The organism is Vibrio sp. 1CM2L (assembly GCF_023161695.1).
In the GTDB taxonomy this organism is placed as follows: Bacteria; Pseudomonadota; Gammaproteobacteria; order Enterobacterales; family Vibrionaceae; genus Vibrio; species Vibrio coralliirubri.
The window spans coordinates 13,437-29,145 of the sequence record NZ_JALNTT010000011.1; the positions used below are offsets into that span (position 1 = coordinate 13,437).

A 15,709-nucleotide genomic window follows, 5' to 3' on the forward strand; every position below is an offset into this window, starting at 1 on the left:
CAGTAAAGGAAAAAGAGCGGCGTGAAGCCGCTCATTGATTCTGTGCCGTTTGCGAATAGCTAAGGCTTTCTTTAGTTTAGGCTATTTAGCGTTAACGCGACGCTCGATTGCGTCCATTAATTTACCTGTTACCGAAATATCAAAAGCAGCTTCAATTTCACGGATACAAGTGGGGCTAGTAACGTTGATTTCTGTCAGCTTGTCACCGATAACGTCAAGTCCTACAAAGATTAAGCCTTTTTCTTTTAGTGAAGGAGCCACTGCTCGTGCGATAGCCCAGTCTGTTTCACTTAACGGACGAGCTTCACCCGTACCGCCGGCTGCTAGGTTGCCGCGTGTTTCCCCTTTAGCAGGAATACGAGCTAGGCAGTAAGGCATTGGCTCACCGTCAACCACAAGAATACGCTTATCACCATTGTTGATGTCAGGAACAAAAGTCTGTGCCATTGCGTAGTTTTGACCGTGGTTCGTCAGCGTTTCAATGATCACCGATACGTTTGGATCGCCTTCCTTCACGCGGAAGATAGATGCACCACCCATACCATCAAGTGGTTTAAGGATCACATCACCGTGCTTCTCGCGGAATTCTTTAATCTTTTCCGCTTTACGAGTCACGATGGTGGTCGGTGTTAGCTCTGGGAACCAAGCCGTGAACAACTTCTCGTTACAGTCACGAAGGCTTTGTGGTTTGTTTACGATCAGTGCACCGTTCTCTTCAGCACGCTCAAGAATGTAAGTCGCGTAAATGTATTCAGTATCAAACGGAGGATCTTTACGCATCAATACTGCATCTAAATCAGACAGCGCGATGGTCTGTACTGACTTGAATTCATACCAACCGTTTGGATCTTCTTTTAGTTCTACAACCTTAGTGTCAGCAATGGCTACGCCTTGATCTAAGTGTAGATCATCCATTTCCATGTAATGGATTTCGTAACCACGACGCTGAGCTTCAAGCATCATGGCAAAGCTAGAGTCTTTTTTGATGTTAATGGATGAAATTGGATCCATTACGATGCCAAGTTTGATCATTTTTTTCTCCTAGCCTAGATCGCCAAAACGGACTTGTAAGGCAGTAATTGCGGTTAGAGCTGCTGTCTCGGTACGAAGTACACGTGGGCCGAGTAGCGTCTCTTCAAATTTGTATTGTTCAGTCATGCCGATTTCTTCAGCTGACAAGCCACCTTCAGGACCAATCAATAGGCGCACCTTGCTGATAGGTTCTGGAAGGGTGTTAATTGAGTACTTTGCGCGAGGGTGTAGGTTTAGCTTTAGTGCTTCGCTTGGTTCGCTACACCACTCTTCAAGCTGCATAATTGGGCGAATTACTGGAACCGTATTGCGGCCACACTGCTCACACGCCGCGATAGCAATCTTTTGCCACTGTGCGAGTTTTTTCTCGAAGCGTTTTGTATCAAGCTTAACGCCACAGCGTTCTGAAATTAGAGGGGTAATGGTGTTTACACCAAGCTCAACCGATTTCTGAATCGTGAACTCCATTTTGTCGCCACGTGAAATCACTTGGCCTAAATGTAAGTCTAACGGAGATTCGCTGCTGCGCTCGATGCGTTCAGAAACATTAACGGTGACATTTTTCTTTGATACTTCAGCTATCGTCGCAGGGAATTCAGCGCCACTGCCATCAAATAGAAGGACATCTTGGCCTTCTTTCATGCGAAGGACACGACCAACATGACCCGCGGCATCTTCGCCTAAAGCGAGTGAACCTAACTGATGAATGCGTTCTGGGTGATGGATACGAGGGATTCTCATGCTGGTAAACCTATAAATATGTTCATTTGGGTATTTTGTCTCTGCCTAACATGGATGCTTTTAGTTGAAAAAACAAGGGTAGAGCAAGAGTTTCAGGGGCAATTCTGAAACTCTTGTTTGAGATAGTTAGGAATGTTGATTGTACGAGCGACGTTATTTACAAGCTGGGTAAACAAATGGGTTGTGATTACCTTGGATGGCATAGATTCGCTCATCACGAGTACATTCCCACTTGTCGACAGGAAATTGCTTGTTCCACGCCATCATCAGGTTGGTTTGTTGCTTAGATAGCTTGAAACCATACTCTTGGCTCATGTAAAGGTAAGTACGCGCGATAGAGCCTTTTGCTCTGTCTGGCGGCATAACTTTACGCTGCTTGAAGTTGACCTGCATTTCACACTGACCATAGCTCACACCATCCATGCCATTCCATTGACTGAAATTGTAGTTGGAGCGATCACCGTTAACCTCGCCAATGGCCGGAGTTAGGTTGTGAAGATCGGCTTCCATGGATTTGAATACTTTGTCATTGCGAGTGCAGTTCTTGCGCCCACCATCTTGCCAACACTGACGCTGGTGGCCGAATTGCCAAGCTGGAACCACGTGTTCCCACTCAATTCGACTCGCCCGCTTTTGTTGTTTTCGGACTTGATAACCACAGCCGTCAAGATCGGGAATACCTTTCTTTTTGTCCTTCCATGTAATGTCACAGCCACAATAAAATGAAGTCGGATGGTCGAGATAAATCTTCACCGCTTCTCTTTTTGCTTTGGAAAATGAGCTCGGTGGTGCGGCGAAAACGCTTTGGGTTACCAGTAGGCCAAATACTATCGTTAAGTAAAAAGACACAGGTAGGCCAAATGCTTTGAAGGTGAGTTTTTGCATAGAAAAAGACTGATAAAAGTATGATAAACATCAGTCTAGCACTCAAATGTTAGATCTCTCTATTAGATTTGTTCTACCGAGTAAATCAACCTCTCACTAGCTTAGCTGAGTTCCCGTAAAAGCTAAGGTTTGCTGGCATAATTGGCAGCGGTAGGTCGATTGATTTCGAAGTACTTTGTTGTGTCGTCTGATTGATAATGGATAAGTGGTGCACTCACATCGATATTCAAAGGTTTTCCCTTGAACTGACGCGATTTCAAAGCTGTGAGTTGTTCTGGCTGGCACGTTGAATACTTTTTCCATCACGTATTTCCACTCGTTTCCGTGAGGCCTAACACGTCCGAAAACCTGATGGGTGATTAGGTGTGCGAGTTCATGCGGCACAACCTCGTTGATGAATGCGTCTTCATTTTCAGAGAATAGTACGTGGTTGAGCTTAATTTCGTTGAGCTGAAGGTAGGCCTTTCCTGCCGCTTTACCTCTTAACTTGAAGGTGATAGTTGGGTGCGGAAAATCACGAGAGAAATGTTGATTTGCGATAGCTAGGCACTCGGCCAATTTCTTATTTGCTCGATGTTGTTGCGGGGTGTAAGACAAACGTTGTTAACTCCAAATAAAAGGCCTCAGCGTTTAAGCTAAGGCCTCATCATAACATTGCTGGTTAATATGGCGATTATTTATAGATGGTGATTCTTCTTAATGATCTCGTGATAAGCGTGCCATGTACCATAGCCAAGCAGCGGCATAGTGACGATCATTCCGATGCCGTAGGTAGCAAACCCCACCAGAATACCGGCACAAATAATACTCGCCCATACCACCATCGCAGGGATGTTCGATTTCACGGCATTAAAGCTAGTGAAAATCGCACTCATCACATCGACGCGTCTCTCCATCATTAACGGAATTGAAAATGCTGAGATGCTAAATATGAGGCTTGCGATAACAAAACCAATCACAGAACCCGTAATCAAGAAGGGAGCGAACTCTGCCAGTGGCGCGCCTTGCACTGAAGGGTAGAGTGCGTGCAATAACGCAGCGATACGCATCCAGAATATCATCGCAACCATCAATACAATCGCAAAGGCCCATTGGTGGGTGGAGTTGCGAGTGATGGCTTTCATCGAGTGCAGTAGGCTGGCGTTGTGGCCTTTTTCTCTTTCCCAAGCTGCGTCATACAAGCCCAGAGCAAGAAACGGTCCTATCAGCATGTACACGATCAGGCTGGGCATCACGACCAAGTGTGTTCCTTGCCATTGGACAAGTTGAACAATGGCGATTGCTGCTCCCATAAAGCACAAACCGTAGAATGCGCTGATTAATGGCATTCTTACTAAGTCATGCAGAGCAAGCGACAACCAATGAAAGGGTGCGGAAATACTGATTTGGTTACAAGGAATGGTGCGAGCGTAATCCTTATCGCTGACCTTGTGTTTTTTATCGTTCAGTTCGGATGGGTGCGCGGTACGAGGCATAGATCCTCCTAGTTAAATAACGTCCTAGTTATAATTCCATAAGGCTCATCGATGTGGCTTGTGTGAGAGTTATGGTGTTGAGCTAAATTGCTCTTTGTCATCCCAGTTTTTGTTCTAGCGTGCATTTAACGAGCGTTATCAGACTGAATTAATTTAAGTTAAATGTGAGCTTGATCGCTTAGGAGTTACCTTAACTATTGTCAGTAGTGTTAGAAAACACAAATTATCAGCGGTTTTTTATACTAAGTGGTTAACGGTAAAGAAGGGCATTAGAGAAGGGGATGGCGAGTGAGAGTTCGGTAAGTATATAAAAATAAAGCCCTTACTAAGAAGTAAGGGCTTTAAAGAAACAAATCGCAGTGGCTAAATTATTTTAGGCCAGCGAAGTCCGCAAGGATTGCTGCTTTGTCAGTCGCTTCCCAAGGGAACTCTTCACGACCGAAGTGGCCGTATGCAGCAGTCTGCTTGTAGATAGGCTGAAGAAGGTTCAGCATCTCTTGAAGACCGTATGGACGTAGGTCGAAGTTTTGACGAACTGCTTCGATGATGATTTCGTGAGCTACTTTTTCAGTACCAAACGTTTCAACCATGATAGATGTTGGATCAGCAACACCGATAGCGTAAGACAGTTGAATCTCACAACGATCAGCCATGCCAGCAGCAACGATGTTTTTCGCAACGTAACGAGCCGCGTAAGCTGCAGAACGGTCAACTTTTGATGGATCTTTACCAGAGAATGCACCGCCACCGTGACGAGCTGCACCGCCGTAGGTATCAACGATGATCTTACGACCTGTTAGACCACAGTCACCCATTGGGCCACCGATTACGAAACGACCTGTTGGGTTGATGAAGAAGTTAGTGTCTTTGTTGATCCACTCAGCAGGAAGTACTGGCTTGATGATCTCTTCCATTACTGCTTCACGTAGGTCAGGTGTTGTTACTGAATCGCAGTGTTGAGTCGAAAGAACAACAGCGTCGATACCAACGATCTTACCTTGGTCGTATTGGAACGTAACTTGAGATTTCGCATCTGGGCGAAGGAAGTCAAGCTTACCGCTCTTACGTACTTCAGCTTGCTTCTTAACAAGAAGGTGAGAGTAAGTAATTGGAGCTGGCATTAGGATAGGTGTTTCGTTAGTCGCGTAACCAAACATGATGCCTTGGTCGCCTGCGCCTTGCTCTTTAGGGTCTTCTTTATCAACACCTTGGTTGATGTCTGGAGACTGCTTACCAATGGTGTTTAGAACAGCACAAGAGTCAGCGTCAAAGCCCATATCAGAATGAACGTAACCAATTTCACGTACTGTTTCACGAGTGATTTCTTCGATATCAACCCATGCAGACGTTGTTACTTCACCGCCAACCATAACCATGCCGGTTTTAACGTAAGTCTCACAAGCAACACGTGCTTTTGGATCTTGTTCCAAGATGGCATCAAGAACAGCATCAGAGATTTGGTCTGCAATTTTATCTGGATGGCCTTCTGAAACAGATTCAGAAGTGAATAGGTGCTTAGCCATGAGAGCTCCACTTTTAGTTTTTGGTGTAAATAGTTTATGGCGTCGCAAGCTAGGAAGCGCCGCCATTAAATACAGTATATTTTGTAGGTGTTTCTACATCTAGACGGCTATTCTAAATTCCAGCGGTCGAATTACAAGCTCTTTTTTATGATATGTCATAACTAATCGTTTGCGTATCGATTGAGATAAGCCACTGCCAAGTGATGTAAATGTTCGAAAATTGCGAAAAATGACCGTTAAAATGCCAGTAAAACGTTTGCAGTCGCAATAGTCGTTTGAGAGAATACCCGCGCTAATAAAAATGAAAACTTTAGCAATTATCTCTTTTTTAAATCGCTTATGTACTCAGGAGCAGACATGCCTTCTCGTAAAGATCTAGCCAATGCAATCCGCGCACTTAGCATGGACGGTGTTCAACAAGCAAATTCAGGCCACCCAGGCGCACCTATGGGCATGGCTGACATCGCTGAAGTTCTTTGGCGTGGCCACTTGAACCACAACCCAGCAAACCCAGAGTGGGCTGACCGCGACCGTTTTATCTTGTCTAACGGCCATGGTTCAATGTTGATTTACTCTCTGCTTCACCTTGCAGGTTACGAGCTTTCAATTGAAGACCTGAAAAACTTCCGTCAACTGCACTCTAAGACTCCAGGTCACCCAGAGTACGGTTACGCTCCTGGTATCGAGACAACGACTGGTCCTCTAGGTCAAGGCATCACTAACGCTGTTGGTATGGCAATGGCTGAGAAAGCGCTTGCTGCCCAGTTCAACAAAGAAGGCCACGACATCGTAGACCACTACACTTATGCATTCATGGGTGATGGCTGTCTGATGGAAGGTATCTCTCACGAAGCATGTTCTCTAGCAGGTACGCTTGGTCTTGGTAAGTTGGTTGCTTTCTGGGATGACAACGGTATCTCTATCGATGGTGAAGTTGAAGGTTGGTTCTCTGACGATACACCTAAGCGTTTTGAAGCTTACGGCTGGCATGTAATCCCAGCGGTAGATGGTCACGACTCTGACGCTATCAACGCAGCAATTGAAGCGGCTAAAGCGGATCCTCGTCCAACACTTATCTGTACTAAAACTATCATCGGTTTTGGTTCTCCAAACAAAGCAGGTACGCACGACTGTCACGGTGCTCCACTAGGTGCTGATGAAATCACAGCAACTAAAGCGGCACTGGGTTGGGAACACGGTCCTTTCGAAATCCCAGCGGATATTGCAGCTGAGTGGAATGCAAAAGAAGCAGGCGCAGCGAAAGAAGCAGCGTGGAATGCTAAGTTTGACGCATACGCAGCGGCTTACCCTGAGCTAGCAGCAGAATTCAAACGTCGTACTAACGGCGAACTACCAGCTGAGTGGGAAGAGAAAGCAAACGCAATCATTGCTGCTCTTCAAGCTAACCCAGCAAACATCGCTTCACGTAAAGCATCTCAAAACGCACTAGAAGCGTTTGGTCAAATGCTTCCAGAATTCATGGGCGGCTCTGCTGACCTTGCGCCTTCTAACCTAACTATGTGGTCTGGTTCTAAGTCTCTTGAAGCGACTGACTTCTCTGGTAACTACATCCACTACGGTGTACGTGAATTCGGTATGACGGCTATCATGAACGGTATCGCTCTGCACGGTGGTTTCGTACCATACGGCGCAACGTTCCTAATGTTCATGGAATACGCGCGTAACGCAATGCGTATGGCTGCTCTGATGAAAGTTCAGAACATCCAAGTTTACACGCACGACTCTATCGGTCTAGGCGAAGATGGTCCGACTCACCAACCGGTTGAGCAGATCGCTTCTCTACGTTTAACTCCAAACATGAGCACATGGCGCCCATGCGACCAAGTTGAATCAGCAGTGGCTTGGAAACTGGCTATTGAGCGTAAAGATGGTCCTTCATCTTTAATCTTCTCTCGTCAAAACCTTGCACAACAAGATCGTAACGCTGAGCAAGTAGCTAACATCGCTAAGGGTGGTTACATCCTGAAAGATTGTGAAGGCAAGCCAGAGTTAATCATCATTGCAACTGGTTCTGAAGTTGAGCTTGCAGTTGAAGCTGCTGCACAACTAACCGCTGAAGGTAAAGCAGTACGCGTAGTGTCTATGCCTGCAACTGACGCGTTCGACAAGCAAGATGCTGAGTACCGCGAGTCTGTACTTCCATCTGACGTTACAGCACGTATTGCAGTAGAAGCTGGCATCGCTGACTTCTGGTACAAGTACGTTGGTTTCGGTGGCAAGATCATCGGTATGACAACATTCGGCGAATCTGCACCAGCAGGCGAACTATTCAAGATGTTCGGTTTCACTACTGAAAACGTAGTAAACACAGCGAAAGAGCTTCTTGCTTAATCATTGATTGCTAGCTTTGTGCTAACAATGAAATGAATAAAAAAACCGAGCGCTGAGCTCGGTTTTTTTGTATTTGGGATTTGTTTTATTCTAGGCTTATCTCTACTAGCAACAGATCAACCTGTCATGAGCAAGCTGAGTTATTCAAGTAATGCCTTTTGGGTAGGATTCAGTTATCATCTGTTGCACGAAATTTTGGTTAGATGTACGGAACTATGCTAAAAGTCGCGATAAACGGATTTGGACGAATAGGGCGTAACGTATTACGCGCTGTCTATGAAAGTGGCAAAAGCCAACAAATCAAAGTAGTAGCGGTCAATGAGCTTGCTCAGCCTGACGCTATGGCTCACCTATTGCAGTACGACACCAGTCACGGCCGCTTCGGTAAGAAAATCTCTAACGATCAAGAGCACATCTATGTCCATCATGGCATTGGTGCTGAAGACAAGGGCGAGTTTGATACCATTCGTATCTTACATCTTGCTGATATTGATCTGTTGCCTTGGCGTGACCTTGAGGTGGATATTGTTCTCGACTGTACCGGTGTTTATGGTTGCCGAGATGACGGCCTCGCGCACATCGCTGCAGGGGCAAAAAAGGTACTGTTCTCTCACCCAGGTGCCAATGACCTCGATAACACCATTATCTATGGTGTGAATCACGATACCATCGAAGCGGACCACCGAATCGTTTCCAATGGTTCATGCACCACCAACTGTATTGTCCCTATCATTAAGGTTCTTGATGACGCCTTTGGCATTGAGTCCGGTACGATTACGACTATTCACTCTTCAATGAATGATCAACAAGTTATCGATGCGTATCACAGCGACTTGCGTCGTACTCGAGCAGCAAGCCAATCGATCATTCCTGTCGATACCAAGTTGCATAAAGGTATTGAAAGAATCTTCCCGAAATTTTCCAACAAATTTGAAGCTATATCTGTGCGTGTGCCGACGGTAAACGTAACAGCGATGGATTTAAGTGTCACAATTAATGCAAATGTGAAAGTTAATGACGTAAATCAAACCATTGTTAATGCATCCCAGTGTACATTACACAATATAGTTGACTATACTGAAGCGCCGCTCGTTTCCATCGACTTTAATCACGATCCCCATAGCGCAATCGTTGATGGTTCACAAACGCGAGTGAGCAACGGCCACTTAGTTAAAATGCTAGTGTGGTGTGATAATGAATGGGGCTTTGCGAACCGAATGCTGGATACGGTTCTTGCAATGCAAGCTTCTGAAGGCAAGAAGTAAGACCTAGAAGCAAATGTGCGGATTATTTATTTTTTAGCTTGAAATAAATATTAAGAGTCCACATATTATTAGTAGTGAAAGAATTACCAGTTGAATAATTTATAGGCTTAGCAGGGTTGCTGAGTTTCCAAAACTTTATATTTATTTAAATTTGAGAGGACAAATCATGTCTGTGATCAAGATGACTGACCTGGAACTTGCAGGTAAACGCGTATTTATCCGTGCTGACCTAAACGTACCAGTAAAAGACGGTAAAGTAACTTCAGATGCACGTATCCTTGCATCTCTACCAACTATCAAACTTTGCCTAGAAGCTGGCGCAAAGGTAATGGTTACTTCTCACCTTGGTCGTCCTACTGAAGGCGAATACAACGAAGAGTTCTCTCTAGCTCCTGTAGTTAACTACCTAAACGACGCACTAGACTGCGAAGTTAAACTAGCTAAAGATTACGTAAACGGCCTAGAGCTAAACGCTGGTGAACTTGTTGTTCTTGAAAACGTTCGCTTTAACAAAGGCGAGAAGAAGAACGAAGAAGCACTTTCTAAGCAATACGCTGCACTATGTGACATCTTCGTAATGGATGCATTCGGTACAGCTCACCGTGCTCAAGCTTCTACACACGGCGTTGGTACTTACGCTCCTGTAGCATGTGCTGGCCCTCTTCTAGCTGCTGAGCTTGAAGCGCTTGGTAAAGCAATGGACAACCCAGCTCGCCCACTAGTGGCTATCGTTGGTGGTTCTAAAGTTTCTACTAAACTAACCGTTCTAGAATCTCTTTCTAAAATTGCTGACCAGCTTGTTGTTGGTGGTGGTATCGCGAACACATTCATCGCTGCTGAAGGTCACAACGTAGGTAAGTCTCTATACGAAGCTGACCTAGTTGAAACGGCTCAAAAGCTAATGAAAGAGTGTGCTATCCCAGTAGCAACTGACGTTGCATGTGCTAAAGCATTCGACGAAAACGCAGAAGCTGAAATCAAGCACGTTTCTGAAGTTCAAGACGACGACATGATCTTCGACCTTGGTCCAGATTCAACTGCGGCACTAGCTGAAATCATCGGTAACGCGAAAACTATCCTTTGGAACGGCCCTGTAGGCGTATTCGAATTCAAGAACTTCGAAGCGGGTACAGCTGGTATCTCTAAAGCAATCGCTGAGTCTGCAGGTTTCTCTGTAGCAGGTGGTGGTGACACGCTAGCAGCTATCGACAAGTTCGGTATCAAAGCTGACGTTTCTTACATCTCTACTGGCGGTGGCGCTTTCCTTGAATTCGTTGAAGGTAAAGTACTTCCTGCAGTAGCAATGCTTGAAGAGCGTGCTAAAGCATAATTGATTTAGAAAGGCGAGATGTGAATCTCGCCTTTTAACGTTTGCTGCATATCACACTTTTTTGCTAGAATGGCATAAGTTGTGAGCAAACGATTGCAAGTTTTTAAACTTAAGTTTTTTAATCTTAAAACGATAGAATAAATAGGACTATTTCCATGTCTAAGATCTTCGATTTTGTAAAACCTGGTGTGATTTCTGGCGATGACGTACAGAAAGTATTTGAAGTAGCAAAAGAAAACAAATTTGCTCTTCCTGCTGTAAACGTTGTTGGTACTGACTCTGTAAACGCAGTACTAGAAGCAGCTGCTAAAGTTAAAGCTCCAGTAGTTGTTCAGTTCTCTAACGGCGGCGCTGCATTCTTCGCAGGTAAAGGCGTTAAACTTGAAGGTCAAGGCGCACAAGTTCTTGGCGCTGTAGCTGGTGCAAAATACGTACACGCTGTAGCTGAAGCTTACGGTGTTCCAGTTATCCTGCACACTGACCACGCTGCTAAGAAACTTCTTCCATGGATCGACGGTCTACTAGACGCTGGTGAAGAGTTCTTCGCACAAACTGGTAAGCCTCTATTCTCTTCTCACATGCTAGACCTTTCTGAAGAGTCTCTAGAAGAGAACATCGAAACATGTGCTAAGTACCTAGAGCGCATGGCTAAAATGAACATGACAATCGAGATCGAACTTGGTTGTACTGGTGGTGAAGAAGACGGCGTTGATAACTCTGATATGGACGCATCTGAGCTTTACACTTCTCCAGAAGACGTAGCATACGCTTACGAGAAACTAATGGCTGTTAGCCCACGTTTCACTATCGCTGCATCTTTCGGTAACGTACACGGTGTTTACCAAGCTGGTAACGTTGTACTTACTCCAACTATCCTACGTGACTCTCAAGCATACTGTGCAGAGAAGTTCGGTATCGCACCTAACGCTCTAAACTTCGTATTCCACGGTGGTTCTGGTTCTTCTGAAGCAGAAATCCAAGAGTCTATCGGCTACGGTGTTATCAAAATGAACATCGATACTGATACACAGTGGGCAACTTGGGACGGTATCCGTCAGTACTCTGCTGACAACTTCGATTTCCTACAAGGTCAAATCGGTAACCCAACTGGCGAAGCTGCTCCAAACAAGAAGTACTACGATCCACGCGTATGGCTACGTGCTGGTCAAGCTTCAATGGTTGCTCGTCTAGAGAAAGCATTTGCTGACCTTAACGCTGTAGACGTACTATAATTCTTTGAATTAAGTACTCTTTAAGTTTTAAAAACCCGCTCATCGAGCGGGTTTTTTTATGTCTGATAAAAACTTGTATTAAATATGTGAAAAACCTAGCCTACGGTGAATAAATTTCGTAGTCTTTTAGTTATCGGTATTTGTGTTTATCGGTAAGTTTTAGTAATTCAAAAGCTTACATAAATATGACTTTGCAATCTGTCAAAGATAGGATATCGTGCCGAAAAACTGAACTTGGTTCAGTTTATAAAAAGGACTTGGCTTTAATTTACTTTTAACACAATGACTTAACGGTAATTAGACTGTTTATTATATTGCAGAGTAAATTAGGCTTAAGGCAGTTTAGCCCATAGCATATTATATAGAGGATGCACATTATGGCTGATAGTTCGACAGCGATTGAGACTCCACTTGTGGATGGTTTGTCTCAAGCAGAGCAGTGGTTAACAAATAATTCAGATTTATTTATCCAATATGGCGTAAATATCATTTCAGCACTGATAATTCTATTTATTGGTAACCTTATTGTTAAAGCAGTAGCGAATAGCGTGTCTAAGGTTCTTCAGAAGAAGAAAATGGACCGAGCTGTTGTGGAATTTATTCACGGCTTAGTTCGCTACCTATTGTTTGTTATTGTTTTAATTGCTGCACTTGGTCGTTTAGGTGTTCAAACGGCATCTGTAGTTGCTGTTATTGGTGCGGCTGGTTTAGCCGTTGGTCTTGCACTACAAGGCTCACTCTCTAACTTTGCTGCTGGTGTACTTATCGTTGCATTCCGTCCATTCAAGTCTGGTGACTATGTGGAAATTGGTGGTGTAGCAGGTTCAGTTGATTCAATTCAGATCTTCCAAACTGTTCTAACAACGCCAGATAACAAAATGGTAGTGGTACCAAACGGTAGCGTTATCGGTAGCCCAATTACTAACTACTCTCGTCATAATACTCGTCGTATTGATTTGATGATTGGTGTTTCTTACAACGCTGATCTTCAAAAGACAAAAGCGCTACTGACTAAGATCTGTGAATCTGATGAGCGTGTACTGAAAGAGCCTGGTGTTCAAGTTGGTGTTCATACACTTGCTGATTCTTCAGTTAACTTTGTTGTTCGCCCATGGGTTAACACAGCAGAGTACTGGGATGTGTATTTTGACCTTATGCAAGCAATCAAAGAAGGCTTGGATAACGAAGGTATCGAAATTCCATTCCCGCAAATGGATGTACACATGAATAAAGTAGAAGCTTAATTTCTAGTTAGTTTTTATAACTATAAGCTTTTATAAGGAAAGGCGGATAACTTAGGTTATCCGCCTTTTTTGTTGGTTTTCTAAGAAAAACAGATTTACCAGTATTGTTCAATAAGCCCATTGGTAAGCACAGCTGCTATGGCGAACATCATGGTTGCTACCGCGATATCGATGCCTTTCTTAACCTTAGGTTTAGATAGCGTCGGGCCTAGCTTTGCCGCACCCAGTGATAAGGAGTAAAACCAGACGAACGAAGCCAATATAGTCCCCATAGCAAACGCAATTCTGTCGTTGCCTTCAAATTGCCCACCAATGGATCCAAGAATTACCACGGTATCCAAGTAGAGGTGTGGGTTTAATACTGTTACTGCCAATGCTCCCAAAATAACGGTGCGCTTGCCACGCGCCAATATCTCACCTTTCGATTCATCACTGGTGCGCACTTTGAATGCACTGCGTAGTGATAGCAAACCATACACAGTCAGAAAAGCGATGCCACCTAATGTCACGGAGGTAAGCAGTAATTCATTTTGCGACAATATTGCTCCGCCGCCAAAAATACCCAATGAGATAAACAGAGTATCGAGCAGGCTACAAATCGTTGCTGTCGTTAAATGATGATTGCGTTTTATCCCTTGATTTAGGACGTACGCATTCTGCGCGCCAATAGGGATGATCATGCTTGCCCCTAGACCAAAACCTTGTAATAAAACCCAAAAACTCATTTTAACCTCCACTTATTTAACGATATTTACGTGCTATATGGCGAAGATACTCCGACCCTTTAAATAAGTATAATTAATGATTTTAATCTATTATTAGAGTTGCTAATGTGGCGGTCAGGTAGCTTAAAAAGGAAGCAAGTTGATGCGCGGATTGGATTATAAATGGATAGAAGCACTGGATGCCGTAGTAAAACAACGTAGCTTCGAAAGGGCTGCTGAGCAGTTATATATCTCCCAGTCGGCGGTATCTCAGCGCATCAAACAGCTGGAAAAGTGGTTAGCTCAGCCTGCCTTAGTGAGAGAAAGCCCGCCTAGGCCAACGCCTGCGGGTAAAAAACTACTGGGCTTATATCGCCGTGTTCGTTTGTTAGAGCACGAGCTTGTGCCTGAGTTGATGAATGAAGAGGGTAATCAACCACTATCGATATCCATAGCGACCAACGCTGATAGTTTGGCGACATGGTTGCTACCAGCATTGTCGGATGTGATGAAGTCTCGCCAAGTCGAGTTGAACCTCGCGATTCATGGTGAGTCGAGAACCATTGAAAAGATTAAAAGTGGCGAGGTGGCCGGTGCAATCAGTTTGGAGTCTCAAGCGATTCCTGGCTGCAGTGCTGACTATCTCGGTAGGATGGATTATGTGTGTGTGGCTAGCCCTGACTTTCATCAGCGTTACTTCGCAGAGGGCGTAAACTACGCCACCTTAAGCAAAGCGCCTGCGGTTTCCTATGATCAATACGATGATCTGCATAAGAAGTTTCTGCATGATCATTTTAACGTCCCGAGAGACAGTGTGATCAACCATACTGTCGGCAGTTCAGAAGCGTTTGTGCGCTTGGCATTATCGGGTGTCGCCTATTGCTTGATTCCTCGATTACAGATTATCGATGAGCTCGAGTCTGGTGCTCTGATTGATATTACCCCTGGCTTTCTGCTCTCTTATCGCATCTATTGGCACCATTGGCAGCTTGAGAGTGGGGTATTAAAAGAGGTATCCCAAGCGATATTAAGTTTTGCTCACAATCACTTACCTCAGTAAACTGTTGGTTTTTTCAGCGTCAAAGTTCTGTTAGAAGTGCGTGCTCTGGATTGGCTAAACGATAAATTGCTCTATGATGAAAGTACATTTGTTTAGCATAGGTCATACCTAATGAAGCTTGTACCAAAGATGTTAGCAACGTCTCTTACTCTTACTGCGGCGTTGAGTGCTGTGAGTTTTCCATCATTGGCTGACTCTCCATCCTTTCCTCATATTTCAACGACAGGCTATGGTGAAGTGATCGCGACACCTGATATGGCGACATTCTCTGTGAGAGTCGTGGAATCGACGATGACTGCTGAACAGGCTAAAAATACCGTTGATAAAGTCGTGACAGGCTTTCTAAATAAGCTGCATCAAGCAGGTGTTGATGAGGCGAGTGTTCACAGCTCGAACCTGTATTTATCTCCTCAATATCATTACCCGAAAGATGGCAAACCGGAACTGGTTGGCTACCGCGCCTCACGTAATGTGACCGTTCAAGTCAATGAACTCGCTAATCTGAACGAGTACATGGATATTGCTATCGGGCAGGGCATTAATCAGATCGACAACATCCAGCTGCAAGTTCGCGACCAAGCTAAATATCAAGAGCAAGCGCGTTTAGAAGCCATTAAAGATGCGACATCAAAAGCTAAATCATTAGCGAGTGGTTTTGAACGCGAGTTGGGTGATGTATGGCGCGTGGACTACAACGCCCAATCTTCTCAGCCAGTACTCATGCGTTCAATGGCAATGGATGCAAGAACAGAATCGAACTCTTATGAAGACTCAACGATCACCATTCGTGATCGAGTGAATGTGATCTACCAGATCGAAGAGTAATGATAACGCTATAAAAGGTTTTAGATCATAGTGATCTAATT

14 protein-coding genes are annotated in these 15,709 nt (G+C 44.5%); 7 read left to right on the plus strand and 7 right to left on the minus strand.

Annotation, left to right across the window (positions count from 1 at the left end; translation table 11 throughout):
• Positions 1 to 81 precede the first annotated feature (81 nt).
• From gshB to metK, 6 genes are all read right to left on the minus strand, one after another.
• On the minus strand, positions 82 to 1,032 hold the full coding sequence (gshB, locus tag MSG34_RS22880; protein ID WP_248339499.1) for a glutathione synthase: 951 nt from the start codon (positions 1,030 to 1,032) through the stop codon (positions 82 to 84).
• Between the two features lie 9 nt (positions 1,033 to 1,041).
• The gene (gene rsmE / locus MSG34_RS22885) at positions 1,042 to 1,773 is read right to left on the minus strand and encodes a 16S rRNA (uracil(1498)-N(3))-methyltransferase (protein WP_048615674.1); all 732 of its coding nucleotides are present in this window, start codon (positions 1,771 to 1,773) and stop codon (positions 1,042 to 1,044) included.
• 153 nt (positions 1,774 to 1,926) lie between these two features.
• Positions 1,927 to 2,658, minus strand: coding sequence for an endonuclease (locus MSG34_RS22890; RefSeq protein ID WP_248339500.1), 732 nt, complete (start codon positions 2,656 to 2,658; stop codon positions 1,927 to 1,929).
• Positions 2,659 to 2,754: 96 nt separating this feature from the next.
• A complete protein-coding gene (locus MSG34_RS22895) occupies positions 2,755 to 3,255 on the minus strand; it encodes a SprT family zinc-dependent metalloprotease (RefSeq protein WP_248339502.1) in 501 nt (166 codons plus the stop codon).
• A gap of 80 nt (positions 3,256 to 3,335) precedes the next feature.
• A complete protein-coding gene (locus tag MSG34_RS22900) occupies positions 3,336 to 4,133 on the minus strand; it encodes a DUF2189 domain-containing protein (protein ID WP_017069586.1) in 798 nt (265 codons plus the stop codon).
• A gap of 368 nt (positions 4,134 to 4,501) precedes the next feature.
• Positions 4,502 to 5,656 carry a methionine adenosyltransferase gene (gene metK, locus MSG34_RS22905; RefSeq protein WP_017062234.1) on the minus strand — a complete coding sequence of 385 codons (1,155 nt, stop codon included), beginning with the start codon at positions 5,654 to 5,656 and terminating at the stop codon, positions 4,502 to 4,504.
• Positions 5,657 to 6,013: 357 nt separating this feature from the next.
• Between metK and tkt the strand changes: the two genes are divergently transcribed.
• The 5 genes from tkt to mscS all read left to right on the plus strand — a co-directional run bounded on the left by tkt (position 6,014) and on the right by mscS (position 13,079).
• Positions 6,014 to 8,008, plus strand: coding sequence for a transketolase (gene tkt / locus MSG34_RS22910; protein ID WP_248339504.1), 1,995 nt, complete (start codon positions 6,014 to 6,016; stop codon positions 8,006 to 8,008).
• A 215-nt stretch (positions 8,009 to 8,223) separates the two neighbouring features.
• Positions 8,224 to 9,273 carry an erythrose-4-phosphate dehydrogenase gene (gene epd, locus MSG34_RS22915; RefSeq protein ID WP_048611458.1) on the plus strand — a complete coding sequence of 350 codons (1,050 nt, stop codon included), beginning with the start codon at positions 8,224 to 8,226 and terminating at the stop codon, positions 9,271 to 9,273.
• Positions 9,274 to 9,439: 166 nt separating this feature from the next.
• Positions 9,440 to 10,603 carry a phosphoglycerate kinase gene (locus MSG34_RS22920; protein WP_017059064.1) on the plus strand — a complete coding sequence of 388 codons (1,164 nt, stop codon included), beginning with the start codon at positions 9,440 to 9,442 and terminating at the stop codon, positions 10,601 to 10,603.
• A gap of 155 nt (positions 10,604 to 10,758) precedes the next feature.
• On the plus strand, positions 10,759 to 11,835 hold the full coding sequence (gene fbaA, locus MSG34_RS22925) for a class II fructose-bisphosphate aldolase (RefSeq protein ID WP_010435694.1): 1,077 nt from the start codon (positions 10,759 to 10,761) through the stop codon (positions 11,833 to 11,835).
• A 377-nt stretch (positions 11,836 to 12,212) separates the two neighbouring features.
• Positions 12,213 to 13,079 (plus strand): small-conductance mechanosensitive channel MscS, encoded by an 867-nt coding sequence (mscS, locus tag MSG34_RS22930; RefSeq protein ID WP_048605830.1) that lies wholly within the window; start codon positions 12,213 to 12,215, stop codon positions 13,077 to 13,079.
• Between the two features lie 95 nt (positions 13,080 to 13,174).
• Here the strand turns inward: mscS and MSG34_RS22935 are convergent, their stop codons facing one another.
• Positions 13,175 to 13,804, minus strand: a complete 630-nt coding sequence (locus MSG34_RS22935; RefSeq protein WP_048611419.1) for a LysE/ArgO family amino acid transporter — start codon at positions 13,802 to 13,804, stop codon at positions 13,175 to 13,177.
• 142 nt (positions 13,805 to 13,946) lie between these two features.
• Here MSG34_RS22935 and MSG34_RS22940 point away from each other — a divergent pair, with 142 nt between their 5' ends.
• Together MSG34_RS22940 and MSG34_RS22945 are read left to right on the plus strand one after the other, a co-directional pair.
• Positions 13,947 to 14,843 carry a LysR family transcriptional regulator ArgP gene (locus tag MSG34_RS22940; RefSeq protein WP_248339505.1) on the plus strand — a complete coding sequence of 299 codons (897 nt, stop codon included), beginning with the start codon at positions 13,947 to 13,949 and terminating at the stop codon, positions 14,841 to 14,843.
• 111 nt (positions 14,844 to 14,954) lie between these two features.
• Positions 14,955 to 15,668, plus strand: a complete 714-nt coding sequence (locus MSG34_RS22945; RefSeq protein WP_048611414.1) for an oxidative stress defense protein — start codon at positions 14,955 to 14,957, stop codon at positions 15,666 to 15,668.
• Positions 15,669 to 15,709 lie beyond the last annotated feature (41 nt).

What these genes read in the sequence shown, in the direction of transcription:
- gshB (WP_248339499.1), bottom strand. Translation starts at nt 1,032, where the DNA reads ATGATCAAACTTGGCATCGTAATGGATCCAATTTCATCCATTAACATC.
- rsmE (WP_048615674.1), bottom strand. Translation starts at nt 1,773, where the DNA reads ATGAGAATCCCTCGTATCCATCACCCAGAACGCATTCATCAGTTAGGT.
- MSG34_RS22890 (WP_248339500.1), bottom strand. Translation starts at nt 2,658, where the DNA reads ATGCAAAAACTCACCTTCAAAGCATTTGGCCTACCTGTGTCTTTTTAC.
- MSG34_RS22900 (WP_017069586.1), bottom strand. Translation starts at nt 4,133, where the DNA reads ATGCCTCGTACCGCGCACCCATCCGAACTGAACGATAAAAAACACAAG.
- metK (WP_017062234.1), bottom strand. Translation starts at nt 5,656, where the DNA reads ATGGCTAAGCACCTATTCACTTCTGAATCTGTTTCAGAAGGCCATCCA.
- tkt (WP_248339504.1), top strand. Translation starts at nt 6,014, where the DNA reads ATGCCTTCTCGTAAAGATCTAGCCAATGCAATCCGCGCACTTAGCATG.
- epd (WP_048611458.1), top strand. Translation starts at nt 8,224, where the DNA reads ATGCTAAAAGTCGCGATAAACGGATTTGGACGAATAGGGCGTAACGTA.
- MSG34_RS22920 (WP_017059064.1), top strand. Translation starts at nt 9,440, where the DNA reads ATGTCTGTGATCAAGATGACTGACCTGGAACTTGCAGGTAAACGCGTA.
- fbaA (WP_010435694.1), top strand. Translation starts at nt 10,759, where the DNA reads ATGTCTAAGATCTTCGATTTTGTAAAACCTGGTGTGATTTCTGGCGAT.
- mscS (WP_048605830.1), top strand. Translation starts at nt 12,213, where the DNA reads ATGGCTGATAGTTCGACAGCGATTGAGACTCCACTTGTGGATGGTTTG.
- MSG34_RS22935 (WP_048611419.1), bottom strand. Translation starts at nt 13,804, where the DNA reads ATGAGTTTTTGGGTTTTATTACAAGGTTTTGGTCTAGGGGCAAGCATG.
- MSG34_RS22940 (WP_248339505.1), top strand. Translation starts at nt 13,947, where the DNA reads ATGCGCGGATTGGATTATAAATGGATAGAAGCACTGGATGCCGTAGTA.
- MSG34_RS22945 (WP_048611414.1), top strand. Translation starts at nt 14,955, where the DNA reads ATGAAGCTTGTACCAAAGATGTTAGCAACGTCTCTTACTCTTACTGCG.